Origin of the sequence: Shewanella sp. GXUN23E (assembly GCF_050865035.1) — a bacterium.
In the GTDB taxonomy this organism is placed as follows: Bacteria; Pseudomonadota; Gammaproteobacteria; order Enterobacterales; family Shewanellaceae; genus Shewanella.
The window spans coordinates 13,527-32,070 of the sequence record NZ_JBOZWP010000018.1 but is presented as its reverse complement, the minus strand read 5'-3'; the positions used below and the strand labels follow the sequence as shown (position 1 = coordinate 32,070).

General features: G+C 53.1%; 22 protein-coding genes. 9 read left to right on the top strand and 13 right to left on the bottom strand.

The annotated features are described in order from the left end of the window. Both ACRRUX_RS14945 and ACRRUX_RS14940 read right to left on the bottom strand, forming a co-directional pair. Entirely contained in the window at nucleotides 1-1,098 is a 1,098-nt protein-coding gene (locus tag ACRRUX_RS14945; RefSeq protein WP_432531742.1) for a branched-chain amino acid aminotransferase, read from the bottom strand. A gap of 85 nt (nucleotides 1,099-1,183) precedes the next feature. After that, the gene (locus ACRRUX_RS14940) at nucleotides 1,184-1,975 is read right to left on the bottom strand and encodes a TetR/AcrR family transcriptional regulator (RefSeq protein WP_432531740.1); all 792 of its coding nucleotides are present in this window, start codon (nucleotides 1,973-1,975) and stop codon (nucleotides 1,184-1,186) included. A gap of 278 nt (nucleotides 1,976-2,253) precedes the next feature. On the opposite strand from ACRRUX_RS14940, the gene ACRRUX_RS14935 reads away from it, so the two are divergent. From ACRRUX_RS14935 to ACRRUX_RS14915, 5 genes are all read left to right on the top strand, one after another. Continuing rightward, entirely contained in the window at nucleotides 2,254-3,768 is a 1,515-nt protein-coding gene (locus ACRRUX_RS14935) for a flavocytochrome c (RefSeq protein WP_432531738.1), read from the top strand. Between the two features lie 14 nt (nucleotides 3,769-3,782). After that, nucleotides 3,783-4,148 carry a cytochrome c3 family protein gene (locus ACRRUX_RS14930; RefSeq protein ID WP_432531736.1) on the top strand — a complete coding sequence of 122 codons (366 nt, stop codon included), beginning with the start codon at nucleotides 3,783-3,785 and terminating at the stop codon, nucleotides 4,146-4,148. A 379-nt stretch (nucleotides 4,149-4,527) separates the two neighbouring features. Then, nucleotides 4,528-4,749, top strand: a complete 222-nt coding sequence (locus tag ACRRUX_RS14925) for a hypothetical protein (RefSeq protein ID WP_432531734.1) — start codon at nucleotides 4,528-4,530, stop codon at nucleotides 4,747-4,749. Nucleotides 4,750-4,830: 81 nt separating this feature from the next. Further along, a complete protein-coding gene (locus ACRRUX_RS14920) occupies nucleotides 4,831-5,973 on the top strand; it encodes a hypothetical protein (protein ID WP_432531838.1) in 1,143 nt (380 codons plus the stop codon). Nucleotides 5,974-6,267: 294 nt separating this feature from the next. Beyond that, the gene (locus ACRRUX_RS14915; protein ID WP_432531732.1) at nucleotides 6,268-7,011 is read left to right on the top strand and encodes a cupin domain-containing protein; all 744 of its coding nucleotides are present in this window, start codon (nucleotides 6,268-6,270) and stop codon (nucleotides 7,009-7,011) included. A 69-nt stretch (nucleotides 7,012-7,080) separates the two neighbouring features. Here ACRRUX_RS14915 and ACRRUX_RS14910 read toward each other — a convergent pair whose 3' ends face one another. After that, nucleotides 7,081-7,761 carry a DUF1223 domain-containing protein gene (locus ACRRUX_RS14910; protein WP_432531731.1) on the bottom strand — a complete coding sequence of 227 codons (681 nt, stop codon included), beginning with the start codon at nucleotides 7,759-7,761 and terminating at the stop codon, nucleotides 7,081-7,083. 281 nt (nucleotides 7,762-8,042) lie between these two features. Between ACRRUX_RS14910 and ACRRUX_RS14905 the strand changes: the two genes are divergently transcribed. Continuing rightward, nucleotides 8,043-8,312, top strand: coding sequence for a Rho-binding antiterminator (locus tag ACRRUX_RS14905; RefSeq protein WP_432531729.1), 270 nt, complete (start codon nucleotides 8,043-8,045; stop codon nucleotides 8,310-8,312). A gap of 30 nt (nucleotides 8,313-8,342) precedes the next feature. Here ACRRUX_RS14905 and ACRRUX_RS14900 read toward each other — a convergent pair whose 3' ends face one another. Next, nucleotides 8,343-9,821 carry a Na+/H+ antiporter NhaC family protein gene (locus ACRRUX_RS14900; RefSeq protein WP_432531727.1) on the bottom strand — a complete coding sequence of 493 codons (1,479 nt, stop codon included), beginning with the start codon at nucleotides 9,819-9,821 and terminating at the stop codon, nucleotides 8,343-8,345. 265 nt (nucleotides 9,822-10,086) lie between these two features. On the opposite strand from ACRRUX_RS14900, the gene ACRRUX_RS14895 reads away from it, so the two are divergent. Next, nucleotides 10,087-10,290, top strand: coding sequence for a cell division protein ZapB (locus ACRRUX_RS14895; RefSeq protein WP_432531725.1), 204 nt, complete (start codon nucleotides 10,087-10,089; stop codon nucleotides 10,288-10,290). Nucleotides 10,291-10,356: 66 nt separating this feature from the next. Here ACRRUX_RS14895 and ACRRUX_RS14890 read toward each other — a convergent pair whose 3' ends face one another. From ACRRUX_RS14890 to ACRRUX_RS14860, 7 genes are all read right to left on the bottom strand, one after another. Continuing rightward, nucleotides 10,357-10,569, bottom strand: a complete 213-nt coding sequence (locus ACRRUX_RS14890; protein ID WP_432531723.1) for a DUF1107 domain-containing protein — start codon at nucleotides 10,567-10,569, stop codon at nucleotides 10,357-10,359. Nucleotides 10,570-11,003: 434 nt separating this feature from the next. Continuing rightward, nucleotides 11,004-11,618 carry a thiol:disulfide interchange protein DsbA/DsbL gene (locus tag ACRRUX_RS14885; protein WP_432531721.1) on the bottom strand — a complete coding sequence of 205 codons (615 nt, stop codon included), beginning with the start codon at nucleotides 11,616-11,618 and terminating at the stop codon, nucleotides 11,004-11,006. Between the two features lie 137 nt (nucleotides 11,619-11,755). Beyond that, nucleotides 11,756-12,751: a serine/threonine protein kinase gene (locus tag ACRRUX_RS14880; protein WP_432531719.1), complete on the bottom strand. Its 996-nt coding sequence runs from the start codon at nucleotides 12,749-12,751 to the stop codon at nucleotides 11,756-11,758. Next, a complete protein-coding gene (locus ACRRUX_RS14875; RefSeq protein ID WP_432531717.1) occupies nucleotides 12,744-13,070 on the bottom strand; it encodes a DUF3630 family protein in 327 nt (108 codons plus the stop codon). Before ACRRUX_RS14875 ends, ACRRUX_RS14880 begins: the two co-directional genes overlap by 8 nt. Before the next feature lie 46 nt (nucleotides 13,071-13,116). Beyond that, the gene (locus ACRRUX_RS14870) at nucleotides 13,117-14,553 is read right to left on the bottom strand and encodes a protein adenylyltransferase SelO (protein WP_432531715.1); all 1,437 of its coding nucleotides are present in this window, start codon (nucleotides 14,551-14,553) and stop codon (nucleotides 13,117-13,119) included. 22 nt (nucleotides 14,554-14,575) lie between these two features. Beyond that, nucleotides 14,576-14,866, bottom strand: a complete 291-nt coding sequence (locus ACRRUX_RS14865) for a hypothetical protein (RefSeq protein ID WP_432531713.1) — start codon at nucleotides 14,864-14,866, stop codon at nucleotides 14,576-14,578. An 81-nt stretch (nucleotides 14,867-14,947) separates the two neighbouring features. After that, the gene (locus ACRRUX_RS14860; protein ID WP_432531711.1) at nucleotides 14,948-15,676 is read right to left on the bottom strand and encodes a hypothetical protein; all 729 of its coding nucleotides are present in this window, start codon (nucleotides 15,674-15,676) and stop codon (nucleotides 14,948-14,950) included. 274 nt (nucleotides 15,677-15,950) lie between these two features. On the opposite strand from ACRRUX_RS14860, the gene ACRRUX_RS14855 reads away from it, so the two are divergent. Both ACRRUX_RS14855 and ACRRUX_RS14850 read left to right on the top strand, forming a co-directional pair. After that, nucleotides 15,951-16,358, top strand: a complete 408-nt coding sequence (locus ACRRUX_RS14855) for a nitrous oxide-stimulated promoter family protein (protein WP_432531709.1) — start codon at nucleotides 15,951-15,953, stop codon at nucleotides 16,356-16,358. A gap of 91 nt (nucleotides 16,359-16,449) precedes the next feature. Next, complete coding sequence (locus ACRRUX_RS14850; protein WP_432531707.1) at nucleotides 16,450-17,334, top strand: hypothetical protein; 885 nt, start codon at nucleotides 16,450-16,452, stop codon at nucleotides 17,332-17,334. Nucleotides 17,335-17,404: 70 nt separating this feature from the next. Here ACRRUX_RS14850 and ACRRUX_RS14845 read toward each other — a convergent pair whose 3' ends face one another. After that, nucleotides 17,405-17,980, bottom strand: coding sequence for a hypothetical protein (locus ACRRUX_RS14845; protein ID WP_432531705.1), 576 nt, complete (start codon nucleotides 17,978-17,980; stop codon nucleotides 17,405-17,407). 140 nt (nucleotides 17,981-18,120) lie between these two features. Then, nucleotides 18,121-18,450, bottom strand: a complete 330-nt coding sequence (locus ACRRUX_RS14840; RefSeq protein ID WP_432531704.1) for a YkvA family protein — start codon at nucleotides 18,448-18,450, stop codon at nucleotides 18,121-18,123. Nucleotides 18,451-18,544: the final 94 nt, after the last annotated feature.

Below are 18,544 nucleotides of genomic sequence, written 5' to 3'. Positions count from 1 at the left end.
TCAGGCTTCTGTATACAGGCGTGGCACCCTGACCACCCAGCCAGCAGGGCCCTGGGTTTTACCATTCTGAATGTCAGTGAACAGTTTGTAGATGCGGCGGACATGCGGGCCAACCTGACCGTCACCGACAGTGACAGTACGGCCATCTTCAAAGATGTAAGAGCCCACAGGTGACACCACGGCCGCGGTACCGAAACCTCCGGCCTCAACAATCTCACCGGCCTCAATGTCGGCGATGAATTTGTCCAGCATCACGGTTTCCTGGCGTACTTCGCAGCCAAGCATGTCACTGAGCTCCATAATCGACAGTGAAGTAATGGACTTAAGAATAGTGTCGGTGAATTTGGGGATGATCACTGTGCCGTCTTTGCGCACATGGAAGTGGTTCATGGCGCCCACTTCTTCAATCTGCTGATTGTTGGCATCCAGATACAACACCTGAGCAGCCCCCATTTCCGCAGCCGCTTTGGCGGCACGCAGCGAAGCGGCATAGTTACCCGCCGCCTTGGAAGCCCCGGTTCCGCCGGACACAGCCCTGTGGTATTTGGTGGTAATGAGCAAGCGGATGGCATTGCTGAAACCGGCTTTGTAGTATGCGCCGCTGGGACTGAGCATCACACAGAAGGTATAACGGCTGCTGGGGCTGACCGACAGCCTGTCTTCAGTGGCAAAGATGAAGGGGCGAATGTAAATACAGGCACCATCCTGGCGAGGGAACCACAGGCGATCGACATCGATCAGCGCCTGGATCGCCTTGACCTGCATGGCTTCGTCCAGCGCAGGAATGCACACAATTCCGGCGCTGCGATTCATGCGCTCGGCGTTCTTGTCGATACGGAATGTATAGATTTCACCGTCGTCGTGCATGAAGGCTTTGGCGCCTTCAAAAATAGACTGGCCATAATGCAGCGCCATGGTGCCCGGCATCAGCTCAAAGGGGGCGTAGGGCACAATGCGGGCATCCCGCCACTCACCGTCATAAAAATCCATGACGAACATATGATCGGTACGACGTACGCCAAAGCCGACATCCCCTTCCGGCACGAAAGGTTCCGAGCGGCGCTCTGATGAAGGTTTTAAATTATATTTGATTTCCATGGCATACCACCTTGTTGATTGTTTGAGCAGACTAGGGAGAGGCTCAAACAAAGTCAAGCAAGTGGCAGCCGGATCACAGATTTTCTCAGCTTGCCCGCGTCTGCTCGCGGGTACAGTCGCTACTGCAACCGGGTTTGACGCTGGCCAGTTGGTTGCAGGCGGCACAGGTCATGTGTGCCCGGTAGTGTTTATCGAAGAACACTTTAGTCTGCAGCTCCAGTGAGTCGAACTTCTCGCGGGTCAGCGGCAATTGCCAGTGATACTGCGCCATCAATCTCGCCAGATGGCGGTAACAGGTCTCGCGCCGCTCCCCCAGAAAATCCGGGTTGATCAACTGGCTTTCAAACTGAGTAAGAGAACCGGTCAGGTAGAAGATAATGCCCTGCGCCAGCTCTGCCTGTTGCAGCGGCGAAGCATTCAGCTCACCTTTGGCGACCGCCTCCTCCAGCGAGCTGCGGATAAAGGTCCAGAAGGTATTGATACGCTTCTTGAAGCGTTCAATCTTGTCAGCACTGGCAAGCTGCCACACCATGGTGTTGACCGATACCGATCTTAGGGTGAAGAAACTCTTGGAGCGTTTGATAGTCTCGAAGGTAAACAGGACGGGTAACAGCACCTTTTCCTGCGCCGTCAGTTCCGGATTTTGCGCCAGAAAGATCGGCAGATTGTTGCTGGTGGCGTTGCGCATAAACAGGCAAACCAGAATATCTTCCTTGCCTTCAAAGAATTTATACAGGGTTCCGGTTGAACAGCCCACTTCCTTGGCCAGTTGTGAAAACTTGAATGACACTATGCCCTGAGTCTCAATCAGGTGCTCGGCAGCATCCAGAATTTGATTGCATCTCAGGGTGGTCAGCGGCTCAGATGGGCACTTCATGTTCTATCACCTTAGGGTTAATTGCTGCGCAGAGTATGTGCAAACTCACACTAAAACAACAGGCCACTCACCCCAAAGCTGAAGCTGATTCACATTTCCCCAAGGGGTATATCATTAATTCGTGAAACAACTCATATACCCCTTTTGGCAGAAGAGAAAACTTGTTCGTGAGAGGAATCCCGAAGAAACTTTCCATCTCCATCTGCCCGTGAGCCAGTTCACTCTACCTCTGTGAATACGCATATATCTTGAGGCCATCATTTATTGAGGTCATCAACATGCAAAACAGACGTAACTTCCTCAAGCTCGGTGCCGGTGCGGCACTGGGTGGTCTGGCAGCCAGCTTCTCTGCCACTGCTGCCGCTTCCTCCTGCAGCAAAGAGATCAAATGGGATGAAACCCATGACGTAGTGATTATTGGTTCCGGCTTTGCGGGTCTGTCCGCCGCACACAATGCCAAGAATCAGAATCTGGGTTCAGTACTGGTACTGGAAAAGATGCAGGTTATCGGTGGAAACTCTGCCATCAACGGCGGTTGGTTTGCCGTTCCCCGCAACCCGATTCAGCTGGCACAGGGAATTACCGATGACAGCCCGGAAGAACTGGTAAAAGATCAGATGATCTCCGGCCGCGGTATGGCCAGCCGTCCACACCTGATGCGTATCGCCGAGCACGCGCTGGAATCCTTTGAGCAGTGTGTTGCCAACGGTGTCACTTTCCGTGAAGGCTTCAACATGCAGGTGGGCGGCCACAACAAGGCCCGCGCCGTTCGCACCACTTATGGAACAGGCGGTGAAATCACCCAGAACTACTACGAAACCTGCGTAAAGCAAGGCGTAGACTTCCGCAAGCAGGCTTATGTTGAAGACTTCATCATGGATGGCACGACTGTGCTGGGTGTGAAAGTGCGTTTCAACTACCAGTTCCCGAATGCCAGCTCAGGTCAGGTGAAATTCATCAAAGCCAATAAAGGCGTGGTGATTGCCACCGGCGGCTTCGCCCAGAACATGACTCTGCGCAATATCTTCGATCCATCACTGGATCCAACCTATGACTGCACCAACGCCAAGGGCGCTACCGGTGAAGTGACCATGACCGCCATGTCTCACGGCGCGCTGGCGGTGCATATGAACATGATCCAATCCGGTCATTGGGGCAGCCCGGATGAAGGAGGCTTTGGCTGGTCCAACGCCCTGCTGTCCATTACCTGGCACGAAGGTATGGTCGTGAGCGTGCTCGATGGCAAACGCTTTATGGATGAACGCCGTGACCGAAAGTACTGCTCCGAGCGTATCAGCGCCAACCGTTATCCGGACAACAGCCCGGCATACCCAATCGCCTTCTTTAACTATAACGACCATCCGGATGACGACCGTGTGACCCGTGCACTGCGTGACAAGATGGCCTGGGTGATGAACTCAGTGGAAGAGATGGCTGAGCGCTTCAATATCGATCCCAAAGCCCTGCAGGAAAGCATCGATCTGCACAATCAGCACGTTGCCGCACGCCACGATCCGCTGTTTGGCCGCAAGATGGACACCGCCCGTCATCTGGCACCACCGTTTGTCGTATCCCGCGTATGGCCAAAAGTGCACTACTGCATGGGTGGTCTGAAAACCGATACCGAAGGTCGGGTACTGGCTTCCAGGGATCTGAGCGTAATGAAGAACCTGTACGCCATCGGTGAAGCCACCGGCGGTATCCACGGTGAAACCCGTCTGAGTTCCTGTGCCTGTCTGGAAGGCCTGGCCATGGGTATTGTTGTGTCCAAAACCATCAAAGCTGACGCGTAATTAAGGAGCGCATAATGAATAAGTTGTTAACCGCTCTGCTCGTCAGTCTGGCACTGACCGGCGCAGCGCAAGCCGGCGACATGATCAAGATGAAAGGCAAACTGGAAGGCCGAGCCAACCACGAGATGCTGCACTCAGACTGTGCCAACTGTCACGTTGACAAGAACAAGAAAGCCATCGACGACAGCGCCTGTATCGAGTGTCACGGTAAACCGTCTGAAATCGCCATCGATGAGAGTGTACTGCCGGTTCATGAAGCCAACCCGCACAAGTCGGTACACTTCGGTGATGGCGCCAGCTGTCTGGCATGCCACGCCGAGCACAAACAAAAAGCCCCTATCTGTACTGACTGCCACCGTACCTGGTTTAAGGTCATGTAACAGCCGTTACGCTTCAACCGCCGTTGCGGTTGAAGCGCAGCGCCGGACATTCGGCACTATGTCGGCCTTCGCCCCCGTGAAGGCTGACTTTTGGTGCTGGCCCAATGCCCCCGGCCAGCACCATACATCCATCTATCACATCCCACTCTGTTAACCAAAAGTTTCGTATCCGCCCTGCCTAATAGCTTTCTCTAGTTACCTGCAAGTAAAAAACGTTTCCAAACATCACGACTACAAGCGGGTTTCAAATGGACGTCACAAATAAATAAGTTCACAACCTCATTAACGTTAACTGCATCACTAATTGGTGTTGCTCAATCTGGTGAATTGATTGAGGTGAAAGGTAAACTCCTCGGTCGCGAAAATCATAGTTTTCACTATGAAGATGGCTGTCAGGCGTGCCACCAGGGATCCGGCAAGTAAAACGCAATCGATGCTGCGCGTGGAGTGCCACGACGAGATTACCGGCATCGCAATGGACGAGAGCAAGCTGGCTGAACCGGAAGCCCATCCGCACAAGTCCATCCACTTCTGTCAGGATGCGGGCAGTTTGGCCTGTCACGCAAAGCAACAAAAACAAGGCTTTGCCGCGTGCCAGTAGCCACCGCACCAGGTCTGAAGAGATGTAATTAAAAACAAGAGGGGGAGTTTGGGAAAGACCACCCCCTCAATGTACCTAGGAATAAGAATGATGAACACTAAGTTTATGTTGTCCTTAGTGGCGGCTGCTGTCAGCGCGAGCTCCTTCGCCGCCCACGCAGCGCAGGAAGATGGAATTAAATTCGGCGGCTCTGTTCGCGCTAACTATCAGTGGGCCGATGACAAATACGGCAACGAAGATAAAGGCGGCGAGTTCAAGTTTGACGTCGTGACAGCGAAAGTCAGTGCCAAGCAGGGTGACTTCGGTCTGGAAGCGGAATACCGCTTTGCCTCTGACAAGAACTTTATCAAGTACGGCTACGGCTACTACGATATCAACCCGGATCTGCAACTGCAGGTAGGTATCACCCAGGTTCCATTCGGTAACCCGGGTATTGCTTCCAACTCATGGTGGATGACCATTGGTTACTACATGGGCTTCGAAGATGACTATGATACCGGTATCAAGGCCGTGTACCAGAAAGGTGGCTGGGCCACTGATATCGCTTACTTCAACGGCGCAGAATACGGTGCCAGAGAAGCCAAGCAGTACGCAGGTGATATCCACACTGGTACCGTAAACGGTCACGAGTACAACAACGAAGAACGCAACCAGTTCAACCTGCGTCAGACCTACACTGTTGAACACCACGGTGGCTCCACCACTTTCGGTGGTTCTGTCCAGTACGGCCAGCTGTACAACAGCAAGACCAACAACAGCGGTGACCGTCACGCCTTTGCGCTGCACATGAGCACCAACTATCAGGGCTGGAACTTCACTGCTCAGGCACTGACCTATGAGTTCAATACCGTTGACGCTGAAGCCGGCACCGAACACATGGTTGCCTTCGCTCAGGGCGGCTGGGGACTGGAAGTGGCTGACAAAGGTCAGCAGTACACCTTCAACGTGTCCAAGACCATTGGCACTGACTTCGGCAGCGTAAAGCTGTACAACGACTTCAACGTGCTGACTCCGGATGTTGACGACAAGCGCTTCAAAGACAGCTACCAGAACGTTACCGGTGCTGCCATTGTTGCCGGCCCAACCTATTCCTCCATCGATCTGTCATTCGGCAAGAACATGTGGGGTAGCTCTCTGAACGCTGGTGGTATCGGTCTGATCCCGCTGGAAGGCGCTGATCACTGGGATGCCCGCGTTAACATCAACGTAGGTTACTACTTCTAAGTCCGGCACCAGGCGGCAGATACCGCCGCCATGACCTCCAAAGGCCTGCAACTGCAGGCCTTTTTGCTGTCTGTCACAGCGACCCACAATGCTTTGAATTGGGTCACTGAAATTCAAATTTGCAGCAGGACAAAAATATTCGCGACCCGCTTCACGAATAAATTTGTTAGTGCCATATGGCCGTGATCCGATTCACCGTTAGCGAAATTCAGCCGTTCTATTCTTGTTGCAAGCAGCGCAAAATGCCCGCCATTAGCGGCTTTGCGCCCTATCTAAGAAAAAGAGATGATGACGATGAAACTGAAAATGATCTGCGCCCTGGTGGCTGCCGTGACTTCTACCGCCGCCCTGGCCTCCGGCCCTCAGTGTAACCATGCCCAGCTGCCATATCAGCAGATGACTCCGGTTCCGTATGACAGCTCACCCTACGTACCACAGGACACCATGCCTGAGCAGTGCCGCGACCCACAGGTAGAAGCGTATATCGCCGCCTGGGAAGCCGGTAAAATCGACTTCAACACCATTCAACCTAACGACAGCATTCCAGCCGACCAGCGTTTCTGTAAGGGCCTGGATGACAACGGCAACATTCTGGAAGTAAAAAACTGCGACCTAAAAAATGCGCCAGTAGGTTACATGTGGAAAGATCTGGCCGATTATCCGATGGTTATTGGTATCACCAATGGTGGTAAATCTGACCACGAGCCACATTTCCATGGTCAGCCAGAGTGCTACTATGTGGTGAACGGCGAAAGCCCAACCCTGGCCGACAACAAGTTCCGTCCGCTGAAAACCGGTCAGTACTTCTACATTCCGGGTAACCATATCCACAACACGCCAATCATGAACGAGGAAGGTCTGGGAGTCATGTACTGGTATCCGAAGAATGCTCATTTCGACGGTTTCAAATACTACTGGCGTAAAGACGTGAAAAACCTGCGCGTAGCCGAAGAAGCCTTTGATCGTGTGGATCAGATCCGTAAGCGCGATCTGGGTCTTGGTCCTTACGGCACCAACGAAGCCTTCTTCAAGAAGTAATTCGTTGCCTTTGTGTTGCTCCCTTGATTCAGGGATTAAGCCGGCCGCAATATGCGGCCGGTTTACCATTCAATTCACCAAAGCCCCCTCCGCCTGCAAAGGTCTGCCCTGCAGCTCAAGCCAGGCCACCCAATACCGGGCCTGACCGGGATCCGGTTTATCGGGAATGACGCCGGCAAAGCCGCTGTCGCTGCGGCCTATCTCAGTGACAGACAGCACTACAAACGGATTGGTTAATGTTCTTCCCTGATTTTCCCCGCGCCGGATCTGGACCTCACTCACAGGGACTACCCAGGCAAAGTTGAGCCTGGCTTTTGCTGGCAAATGCCCATGAAACACTGCGGTAAGGTCAGTGCCATTAAGCATTACCTCCAACTTCCCCACAGACTCGCCCGGCAGTGCCGGAAGCGACATCAAAGACCAGCCAAGCAGGCTCCAGCGACGCAGCTCTTCCCCATTGGCAAATAACTGCGGGGTGTAAACCTGACTGCCAAGCCCCTGACGAAAGTGCGCGTACTGACGATTGGAAAATGACGCCTTAGACCAGGTGTCCGGCCACCCCAAGTCATTCCAGTAAGTCACGTGAAAGGCCAGCGGGAACACGCGTTGCCACAGCTGCGGGTGCTGCTGCAATTTCGCCAGCCATTCGTCTGCCGGCGGACAACTGCTGCATCCCTGGGAGGTAAACAGTTCAATCATCAAAGGCGCAAATTGACTGCTGACATAGCGCTGCCCTGCGCCATGAGCCATCCCCGTGACAAATATCAATCCACATATCGTAAGCCGGATAACACCTTTCATTTCTGCTCTGACACGCAAGTAGCGGGTGAAGATACAGACCCGGACAACAGCCAAGAGCTTTCGCGCCGTCAGAAAAACGCTGGTTTGCCCGGGGGTATCCGCCCCGGGCTTGGGCGCTGAAGTCAGGTTATTGAGTTGCCGGGCAGACACGCAAGAACAAACGGAAGCTTTCCCCCCCTTGTACTGAATGCACCATCAGGCTAGCTTAAAGAAAAGAAACAGGAGGGATTATGCAAGCTTATCAACCCATCGCCTGTGCAAGATATGATTATCTGGAACTGGCCTGCATCCGCGGTTATCCACTGCTACTGGAATTACGCGGTGGGGAGCGGGTCAACGGCAAAGCCATCACGACCGAGTCCCGGGCCGATAAAAGCGAATGGCTGGTGATTGAGACGCCGGTACAGACCCGCTCAATCCGCCTGGATCAGATTCTGGCCATCACCCCAACTCTGGAAGGCGCTGATTTCGGTCGCGTGATTATCTCAACAGCTCAATAATCTGCGGCTTGATAACCGTCTGCGCCTGGTTCACTCTGCCAGGCCATCACGGTTGACAAAGTGGCGTTCAAGCACAGTCAACAGCAACACAGTTACCACCAGCGCAACCAACCAGCTGGCGCCTTTGCCAAGTCCAAGATTCAGCATTTGAAATCCAACCATGGCACTGAACGCCACCGCCAGCGCAAAAGGCAACTGGGTCAGCACGTGGGCTCTGGGCTCACAGCCGCTGGAGGTGGCACTCAGCACACTGGTGTCTGAAATTGGCGAGCAGTGATCGCCAAATACTGAACCGGCCAATACCGCACTGAGTGCCGGCAGCAACAATTCTGGTGCGACCTGGGCGGCTATCTGAGCGCCGATGGGGATCATGATGGCAAAAGTCCCCCAGCTGGAGCCTGTGGTAAACGCCATCATGGCGCACAGCAGAAACATCCCCGCCACCAGCAGGGACGGATTGAGGTAATGTCCCGCCCACTGAGCCAGCATCCCGGCAATATTCAAATCCTTGATAACCGAACCTATCATCCAGGTACACAGTAAAATGCCGATGGCAAATCCCATGCTGCGAACACCGTGCAGCAGATCACCAAGCAAAGCCAGTCCGCCACGACCAGCCCGCAACATCATCAGCACACTGACAGCAACCGCCAGCAATGCCGCATTGCGCATCGCCTCTCCGATATCCGCTGCCGCCAGCCAGGCCATCACGCCATTGCCATCAGCCTTGCCCGCCCCTGACCATAACGTCAATCCCACAGAAGCCAGCAGCAATGTCAGCATCGGCAACAGCAACAGCCAGGGATTACCGCGGGTTATGGCATCATTGCGGGTATCAGGAGTCAGAGCAGGCCCAAAGCCAAAGCCTCGCCATGCCACATACAGCGACACAGCAATAGTCAGCACCGCATAGAAGTTCATCTGCGCCAACTCCAGAAAGGCGCTCAACGGAGATATGGGTAAGAAGCTGATCCCGGCCAACAGCGCAATCAGATAAGGTCCCCAGCTGGAAAATGGCAACAGGGCGCATAGCGGAGAGGCATTGGAATCAACAAAATAGGCCAATTGTTCGCGACGGATCCGATAGCGATCACTCAGGGGCTGACAAACATGGCCGACCGCCAGGCAACTGAAGATACCATCAATAAACACCAGCCAGCCCAGCAGTATAACGCCAAGCCGGGCCTGACGCCGGGTGTGGATCCGCTGATACAGCCAGTCGCCGAACGCAGTGACCGCACCGCCACGAGCAAACAGCTGGGTCATCACCCCGAGCAAGACCATAGCTGCCAGCACGTCCAGATGCCAGCCCTGCCATTGGCCATCACGATAGAGTTGACGGGTGGCAATGTCGCCAAGATAAGACAAAGCCCTGAGCGGCTCAAAACCACTGAATACCAAAGCTCCGGCAACAATACCGGCACCAAGGGCCAACAAAGTCTGACGAAATACCAGTGCCAGCACCAGAGTCAGAAGTAGCGGTAAAAAGGCCAGCCAGGTTGCATCCATTGATACTTGTCCCCATCCACATGCAGTGTCCATTAAAAACGTTCGGCAATCCGGCAAAGACGGCAAATGCCTCCACCTGGCAGAATCTGCCAGAGAGTATCACTGTTTTTACTCCCCGCTTAACCACAAAATGCTAAAAAACTTTAAACATCATCCAATTAATGAGTGAAATTTGGCCACTTGACTGACAGCGCTATTCCTCTGGCCCCGCGCACTGCTAGAATCAGAATCCTATCAACGCATCCTCAATACAGGAAGGACTCCCATGAGCCTTGAATTACTGTCCAAACTGGAAACCAAAATCCAGGCGGCACTGGAAACTATCGAACTTCAGAAAATGGAGTTGGAAGAAGAAAAGCAAAAAAATGTTCAATTGCAACAGCACAACGAGCAGCTGCAGCAGGAATTGAACAGCTGGAATGAAAAGGTCACCGGTCTGGTTGGCCTGCTGAACAACGAAGTCGATTAAGATTTCTTGTGTATTCGCGGCCTCAATACTGATTTGGGGCCGGAATCATGAGGCGAGGCAGAATGATCAGGCGCTTTTGGCGGCCTCCAGCTGCTGGTTGATCATCTGGTTTAACTCACTGACAGCCTGCTTTACTTCAGGATCGCTTTTGCGCGGCAACAAAAAGCGGCCCTTCTCAAATTCAAGTCTGCCCAGGTCTTTCACCCAAATGACCCCATTGAGAACAATGCGGGCGTGTTTAACGATCAGTTTTGGTGCATATACCGGAAAAACCCTCACATGACCTCCTTATTCAGACCACCGCGACTCAATCTGGTGGATCCGTTGTTGTTATGGTCTGTCCCCCGCTAGTCACTCACCACAAGCGACCCGGAGCCGGCGCAAAGTTTACATACTTTTGACCTTATGTCAGGTCAACAAGTTTCATTGCAGGCTAACTATTCCCGTAAACAAATCATTCCACCCGCGTAATTGATTGATAAATATACTAGCAGAAGAAGATTAAGTTAAATCAATGTTATCACAAGCAGGCTTGTCAAAACTTTGACGCTCTGTTAGGTTACGGATGTTACTCAGGGTAAAACTGAGCCTTCTGGCTCAACCTAACCGCATTTCTTGCGACCAGGAAATGCGGTTTTTTTTCGTCTGCTTAACGGCTCAGGCACAACAAAAAAGGCACCACCCGGGTGCCTTTCAATAGCCAGCCAACTCGCTTATGGCTTGTTTTGCGCCAGATAGTAAGCGATGTCCAGCATGTCCTGATAGCTCTTGATGTTATCGGTCATTACCAGATATTTGTCATTTACGATCAGCGAAGGAACACCCTGAATACCAGCGTTTTTGGTATCTTTGCGCATCTTGGCAACCTGTGAATTCACCATGAATGAATTGGCTGCGGCATCGAAGTCCTTGCCTGATACGCCATTGGCGATAAACACATCACGGATATCATCAGCACTGGTGAAACGCTGACGCTTTTCATGAATGGCAGAAAACAGTGCGGGCTCAACCTTGTCCAATACACCCAGCTGCTTGGCAATGGCGTAAGCACGGGACATCTGCTCGCCCATAGGACCACCGATAAACTCCACATGAGCCTGATCGAATGTTACACCCTCAGGCAGAGTTTGCTTGATGGTAGGCACTACGGTTTTCTGGAAGTTAAAGCAGTGACCACAGTAAAAGGAGAAAAACTCAGTGATTTCAGGCTTGGCACTGCCAGGTCCTGGATTAATCACCTTGTAATGAACCCCTTCTTTAAAATCGGCGGCATTGGCCATCAGTGGTGCCATCAGCAACGCGGCAACCAGCAACATTGTTTTTTTCATCTGTTTTCCCTATTTCAATGTGTCTGCCAACTCATACCTGACAGCTTGTCGGCAGACTAACACAATTGTTTTTTTGAGTGTAGTGAGCAGAAAAAGTTCACCAACCGGCTGATTTTTATGCCCGCCAGCCCCACCACTCAGAATGGTTGCAGACTGAGTGGCGCCTCATCCAGCATTTGCAACTGCTCCTGCAGCGCAGCTATTTGCTGACGCCAGTATCCGTCTTCCGCAAACCACGGGAAATAACGGGGAAACGCCGGATCATCCCAGCGACGGCTGATCCAGGCGCAGTGATACAGCATCCGCATCGCCCGCAAAGGTTCGATCAATGCCAGTTGCGCCGGATTAAAATCGCAAAACTCCTGATAACCTTCCAGCAAAATATCCAACTGCAGCAACCGGGTCTGACGATCGCCTGACAGCATCATCCAGATGTCCTGCACTGCAGGCCCCATGCAGGCATCGTCCAGGTCAACAAATCCCGGACCATCAGGGGTCCACAGAATATTGCCCGGATGCAGGTCGCCATGCAGCCGGATAGCCGACGCCGCATGGCGCTGCCAGTGTCTATCAACCGCATCAGCCAGTCGTTTGGCGGCATCAAAAAAGTCAGCCTCCAGATGTACCGGCACGTGGCCATTTGTGGCCAGTGATGAGATGGCTGCATGACACCAGATATCCGGCGACAGCGTCACTCGGTGGGCAAACCGATGAGCGCTTCCCAACTGGTGAATACGACCGATAAAACGACCAATCTGTTCCAAATGTTCGAAATTATCGACCTCAAACTGACGCCCGCCAACTGAAGGAAACAGTGCAAAACGATAGCCCCCGAACCAGTGCAGAGTCCTGCCTTCAAGCTCAAGCGGTGCGGCCACCGGCACTTCCTGATCTGCCAATTCCAGCGTGAACTCATGCTCTTCCAGAATTTGCGCATCGCTCCAGCGACCCGGTCGATAGAACTTCACCACGTAGCGATGGCCACGATCACAGCGAAACTGGTACACCCGGTTTTCATAGCTGTTAAGTGCCAACAGACCGGTTTCCGGATAGATCCCCAGGCTCTCGATACCGCTCAGGATCACATCCGGTGTCAGTCCGTGGTAATCAACGGCGCATTTGGATTCATGCATCTTGATGTCTCCCATGTTCAGGGGATAAGGGCAGCAGTCGACTCAGGTATTCCAGCACCTCAAATTCCTCCGGGCGCTCCACGCTCAGCCAGCAAATATCGCCATAAAATTCGTAGTGCAGCCACAGCCTGCAGCCTTCAAAATCGAGCAGCCATTGGTGCCGATCGGCACCCCACTGTTTTTCAAGCACACTGCAATCCAGTGCCCCGAGCAGCGGCAAGGCAAAGCGGTCAAACTGCTCAAAGTCGATTATCGCGCGGATCTGCAGGCTCAGATGTGCCGGATCCAGCTCATATCCGTGAATCACAATCGATTGCAAAAGCCTCTCCTGTAAATGCATGTTCAGCCCGCTGACGCGAAAAGGGTCAACTGCTGCAGGAACAAATGAGTCCCTCCCCCCAACGGGGAGGACGGCGGGCATACTGCGCCATATCCGGTTGCTCGTCAAATGGATTGCGCAGCAGCTGATACAGGGTATTCAAAGGCTGATTATCACCTTGCTGCGCAGCGTCAATCGCCTCCTGCGCCAGATAGTTACGTAAAATATACCTGGGATTGGCGGCCTGTCGCTGCCGCCGCCAGAGTTCAGCATCAGCAACCCGGCCAAGCCGCTTTTCATAGGCCTGAAACCAGGCATCAAATGCCGCACTGTCAAGGCACTCATCTCTCAGGGCAAAATGGCTTTCACCCGGCCGCCATTGCGCAAACATCCGCATGCTGTTGGTGTAATCCAGCGCATTTTTCTCAAACAGGCTCATCAGCCCGCTGACAATTTGTAAATCCTCTGCCGCCTGACCAGCAGGCAATCCTATCTTCTGTCGCATCAGGATAAGGTAGTGCTGCACCAGCGCATGCTGATAACCGTCCAGCCCTGCGATCAGAGCATCCGATGAAATCAAAGGTGATAACGCCTGTGCCAGCCGCTGTAAGTTCCACAGCGCAATACCTGGCTGGCGGTCAAAGGCATAACGCCCCTCGGGATCAGAGTGGTTGCAGATGAAATTTTCCCGGTAGGTGTCCAGGAACGAGAAAGGACCAAAATCGAAACTGTCTCCCAGAATCGACATGTTGTCAGTATTCATCACCCCGTGGGCAAAACCGGCGGCCTGCCAGTGGGCGATCATCACAGCTGTGCGCTGTACCACTTCGGCAAACCAGGCGGCGTAACCGGCTGTATCGCAGCTCAGATGCGGGAAATGCTGGTTAATCGTAAAGTCCACCAGCTGCCGCAGGCGCTCCGGATCCCGTTCACCATGGGTAACATATTCAAAATGACCGAAGCGGATATGACTGCGCGCCAGCCTGACCGTAATGGCGGCAGTCTCCAGCGACTCTCGCCAGACCTGAGTCTCAGAGCCCACCACCGCCAGAGCACGGGTGGACGGCACCCCAAGATGAAACAGGGCCTCTGAAACCAGAAACTCCCGCACCGCAGAGCGCAATACCGCCCTTCCATCACCATGACGGGAATAAGGGGTTTTACCGGCGCCTTTAAGTGCAATATCCCAGTATTGACCATCAATGTCCCTCGCTTCACCGAGGATCATCGCCCGGCCATCCCCCAGCCTGGGGGAATAGCCGCCGAACTGATGTCCGGCGTAAACCTGCGCATGGTAACTGGCACCGGCCATTCTGGCGTTGGCGGAGAAAACTGCCAGCGCATTGGCATCCGGCCCCACCAGCGACAGCATCTCTGCCGCATCCTGACTCCACAGCAGCCAGCGGGGATTCTCCAGCCCCTGAGGCTCAACCTGTGATAAAGCCCATGGCAGATGAGTCGCAAACGCCTGTCTCAGTTCCATAAGCACTCCTTTGCCTGGTGGTTCAGCGGCTCAAATCCTGACAATGCAGCATGCCCTGCTCGTCAGTCTGACACTCAAAGCCACAAATATAGTCCCCTTTATCACCCGCCAACCGGCGCATGCCCTCGCCTTTAAGACGGCATTGCTCCAGAGTGCCATAATAGCCGCTGATGGCATCCATTTTGAGCGACTCCACCTGAATAAAGTCTTCACCTGGCTGAATATCCGGCTGATAAATCAGACTCCATTTCCCACCCTGAGTGCAGCCACCCAGTGCCAGTGCCCCGGCAACCAATAACAATGCTGTTTTCACTTGAAAGCCCCCCATTAAAAAAGCGAGCCATCGGCTCGCTTTCATTGTACACAGGCAATCACCGGGAAATAACCATGATATTTATCCTGCTTTAACCTGTGCCCGGCGGATACGGGTCAGACGTCCTGCAAATCCGGTCACCGTGCCATCTTCAAGCCCCAGCGCCTGCGCATCCTCGCACACAGCAATCGCCTCACTGTAGTGCCCTGAGTCTGCCAGTAAAGTCGACAACTGCATATGACCCACGCCCTGCAGCGTAGACTTGTCCTGTTGTTTGAGCGCGGCGACTTCCTTATTGAATCTGGGCAGCAACCTAGCTCCCCATACCAGCATATCCGGCTGTTTACGCTGACGGTAGCACTGGTTTAGCAGTCCCAGCAGCAGTTGATATCCCTGGGCAGAATTGGCATGTCCCAGATAATCAGTGATGTCATCGGCACTGAACGCTGATGGCACGGGCAACGGCATGGCAGGAAGGTCATCAGCCTCATCCACTTCTGATACTGGCTCTGGCTCTGGCTCTGGCTCTGGCTCTGGCTCTGGCTCTGGCTCTGGCTCTGGCTCTGGCTCTGGCTCTGGCTCTGGCTCTGGCAGAGATTGTGGCTTGGCCGCCGTCTCGACAACAGCGGACTCACCAACCTTATCAGATGACACTGTGTCTGCCCCGCTGATGCTGTCAGAGGCTGAAGCGGCGTGCCGCTCCCGCTTCAACTCGGAATGCATCAGCTCTTCCTTTGCCAGACGCTGCGCTCTCATGTAAAGAAATACGCCGATGGCGACCAGCACTATGATTGCAAGAAACTTAATCATGTCTTCACCTTAACTCCGTTTTCAGTCAAACGGGATTCGATTTATGGCAGGGTCAGTGAACAACTTATCAGCGTTATTATTAAGGGATTCTCTCGCCCAAGATCAACCCAAATGACGGATTTTCAGCCTAATTTAACCTTCAATACAGCAATCCGACGCCATACAGAGGCGCCAAAACATGCATACCGTGCGCAGCTTCAAGAAATCGACCAAGGTTTTTGCCCGACTACCGGCTGCGGCTTAAGATGAATTATGGTTTTTCAGGACAGACACTATGACAAATGCATTTAAACTCGGCCCGGTGTTGCAGCGGGAATATGACACTCTGGCGATCATGGTGAATCTGTATTGCAAAGACCATCATCAGGGCAGCATGCCCTGCGCCGAATGTGCAGCCTTTTTACAGTACGCCGGAATGCGTCTGGATCGCTGCCCCTATGGCGAGGATAAACCTACCTGCAGCCGCTGCCCGGTACATTGCTACAAACCCACCGAAAAAGCACTGGCAAAGACCATCATGGGTTATGCCGGACCGAGAATGATCTTCCGACATCCGGTTATTGCCATTCGCCATCTTATCCATGAACGTTGCCGCCCCGATGTAGGTAGGCCACCTAAAGACAAATCCAATCGCCACCAGCGACAATTGGCGGCAGAGAAAACCCGCCAAACCAAAGATTGAACAGAATTTATACGTACCGCCATCAGCTTTTTTAGCAAAGTCGGTTTAAGCCCTACCTCCTTGCGAGTACAATTGCTTGCGAGGTAAGAATATGAACGGATTGGGACAGTTTTTTCTTGAAGCCTATTGGTGGCTTTCACTGTTAGGTGGTATTCACTGCCTGCTGTTGAGTCTGTACATCCGTTACGTCTATCAGGAAAGTCAGGACAACCATAAACTGCTGGCAGGGATTTTTGCACTGCTGTCGCTGTATTTCTTCACCGGCCTCATCAATTATCAAAACAGTCCTGCGCCCCTGCACCTGTTATTTGTCCTGATTATCCCCGTCTATTTCCTGTTGATGCCCATGCTGTATCTCTACTGCAAGCGTGGACTGGCCCGGGAAAATATTGATGTTCGATATTCTCCCCATTATGTGCCGGCATTGCTGATGTGGCTGGTCGCTTTTGTCTCGGTAACCTGGGGCTGGTACCGCGCTTCCGCCGGCTGGCAACTGGCGTTTGACAACATGGGGCGGCTGGAACATCTGGGCATAGTTGGCACTCTGTTGCCGGCCCTGTTGAGCATCCAGACCTGCATCTACTTTGTGTTGTTGATAAAACTGCTGCAGAAGTACAAAGGCCGTGGATACCGGGCCCATGCCGACAGCCTTAAAGACATTAAATTCCGCTGGCTGCTGGCACTGACCATTGCCATGCTTGGCAACTGGATCATTCGCATGTTTTTGCTGATCCTGCCCTTTTATCTGGGTGGCGAACTGTCTCCGCTGGAAAAGGCACTGCCAAGATTGCTGTTGTTGTTGACGGTTTACGGACTGGCGATTTTTGGTCTCAAGCAGATTACCCGGGCGGCTTACCTGCGCGGCACTCTGGAACGGCAATCACAGAGTTATTCAAGCTCTTCAACCCGTCAGTTGCTGGATTCAGAGGAATTGAGCTACCTGCAGGAAATCCTCAGCGAAGGGAAACGCGGCTAACCCGTCAGGCAGATACAGATAAAAAACAGCCCGGCAATGCCGGGCTGTTTTTTATGATATGCAACTGAGATTACTCATCGCCCCAGGGCGCCGGTGGCAACGCAACCGGCTTGCTCAGATCAAAGTCAACCCTGAAATCCCGGTTTTCCCGGGTCAATCGGTAGCTGAAAGACGCCGGATACAGATACAGATGCCACACATTGGTCACCGACTGGCCCAAACCATTCTGTTTGAAATTATCAATGGAGAATTCATCCACCGGAAACGACTGTTCGTTGGCCGTCCCGGCCGCAGCCGTATGACCACCATACATGGAAACTTTATCTTCACTGCCATCCTGATGGCGGTGGTCATGCTTGAGTAACAAGCCTGTGTCGGTACGGGTAATCACCCAGGTCCGGGATCTGTCTTCGCCGACATGAAACGGGATCTTGAGCTGCATATCGTTACACTCGCGAATATGCATCACCAAACGTTGGCTTGAGAAATTGCTGTCGGCTTCATTGCCGGCGGTCACCCTGCCTTCAAATGCCTGTCCACAAAGCGCACTGAGATTATCAAAAAACTGATTCTGAACGTTTGCGGGGTCGGCCAAAGCCGGCAATGACAGACCACATAGGGCCAGGGTATAGAGGCGTGTTTTCATTATTGTTGTACTTCCTTGCCTGCCAATGAGTTTGGCAATGTTATTGTCAGAGATATTGCAGTCAGCGTGGAGCATGCGGCAAAACCAAAACAATTTAAACGACGCAGCCAACTGAATGGCCGTCATACCTGCTGGACGGGTTAATCCCCAAACCAGCGGGTCATGGTCTGGGCTGACTTGGCTTTGACCTGCTCATCAATAAACAAGCTCACCATGCCGATAGCGGCCGCCAAGGCCCCGAGATCATCAGTAAAACCCATCATGGGCGTCAAATCAGGAATGGCATCCAGTGGCATAATAAAATAGCCAAGCGCACCGTAAATCACTGCCCGGGCCCACTTTGGAGTATCGGGTCGCTGAGCTGCATAGTAGAGCCACAGCGCTTTTTCCACGACTTCGCGACCGGCACTGCGGGCGTAGTCCGTCAACTTGCGCCAGAACCCCTGCTCTGTGAATGCATCCTCAGACATAGCTGCTCCTTCTGTTCATAGTCCGAATATACCCCAATTCCCACAGCCGGATGAAGTGCGTTGCCGCAGAAAACAGCAGCGCCGCATAAGCGGC

Coding starts and splice junctions, on each gene's coding strand:
- ACRRUX_RS14945 (WP_432531742.1), bottom strand. CDS start 1,098: ATGGAAATCAAATATAATTTAAAACCTTCATCAGAGCGCCGCTCGGAA.
- ACRRUX_RS14940 (WP_432531740.1), bottom strand. CDS start 1,975: ATGAAGTGCCCATCTGAGCCGCTGACCACCCTGAGATGCAATCAAATT.
- ACRRUX_RS14935 (WP_432531738.1), top strand. CDS start 2,254: ATGCAAAACAGACGTAACTTCCTCAAGCTCGGTGCCGGTGCGGCACTG.
- ACRRUX_RS14930 (WP_432531736.1), top strand. CDS start 3,783: ATGAATAAGTTGTTAACCGCTCTGCTCGTCAGTCTGGCACTGACCGGC.
- ACRRUX_RS14925 (WP_432531734.1), top strand. CDS start 4,528: ATGAAGATGGCTGTCAGGCGTGCCACCAGGGATCCGGCAAGTAAAACG.
- ACRRUX_RS14915 (WP_432531732.1), top strand. CDS start 6,268: ATGAAACTGAAAATGATCTGCGCCCTGGTGGCTGCCGTGACTTCTACC.
- ACRRUX_RS14910 (WP_432531731.1), bottom strand. CDS start 7,761: ATGGCTCATGGCGCAGGGCAGCGCTATGTCAGCAGTCAATTTGCGCCT.
- ACRRUX_RS14905 (WP_432531729.1), top strand. CDS start 8,043: ATGCAAGCTTATCAACCCATCGCCTGTGCAAGATATGATTATCTGGAA.
- ACRRUX_RS14900 (WP_432531727.1), bottom strand. CDS start 9,821: ATGGATGCAACCTGGCTGGCCTTTTTACCGCTACTTCTGACTCTGGTG.
- ACRRUX_RS14895 (WP_432531725.1), top strand. CDS start 10,087: ATGAGCCTTGAATTACTGTCCAAACTGGAAACCAAAATCCAGGCGGCA.
- ACRRUX_RS14885 (WP_432531721.1), bottom strand. CDS start 11,618: ATGAAAAAAACAATGTTGCTGGTTGCCGCGTTGCTGATGGCACCACTG.
- ACRRUX_RS14880 (WP_432531719.1), bottom strand. CDS start 12,751: ATGCATGAATCCAAATGCGCCGTTGATTACCACGGACTGACACCGGAT.
- ACRRUX_RS14870 (WP_432531715.1), bottom strand. CDS start 14,553: ATGGAACTGAGACAGGCGTTTGCGACTCATCTGCCATGGGCTTTATCA.
- ACRRUX_RS14860 (WP_432531711.1), bottom strand. CDS start 15,676: ATGATTAAGTTTCTTGCAATCATAGTGCTGGTCGCCATCGGCGTATTT.
- ACRRUX_RS14855 (WP_432531709.1), top strand. CDS start 15,951: ATGACAAATGCATTTAAACTCGGCCCGGTGTTGCAGCGGGAATATGAC.
- ACRRUX_RS14850 (WP_432531707.1), top strand. CDS start 16,450: ATGAACGGATTGGGACAGTTTTTTCTTGAAGCCTATTGGTGGCTTTCA.
- ACRRUX_RS14845 (WP_432531705.1), bottom strand. CDS start 17,980: ATGAAAACACGCCTCTATACCCTGGCCCTATGTGGTCTGTCATTGCCG.
- ACRRUX_RS14840 (WP_432531704.1), bottom strand. CDS start 18,450: ATGTCTGAGGATGCATTCACAGAGCAGGGGTTCTGGCGCAAGTTGACG.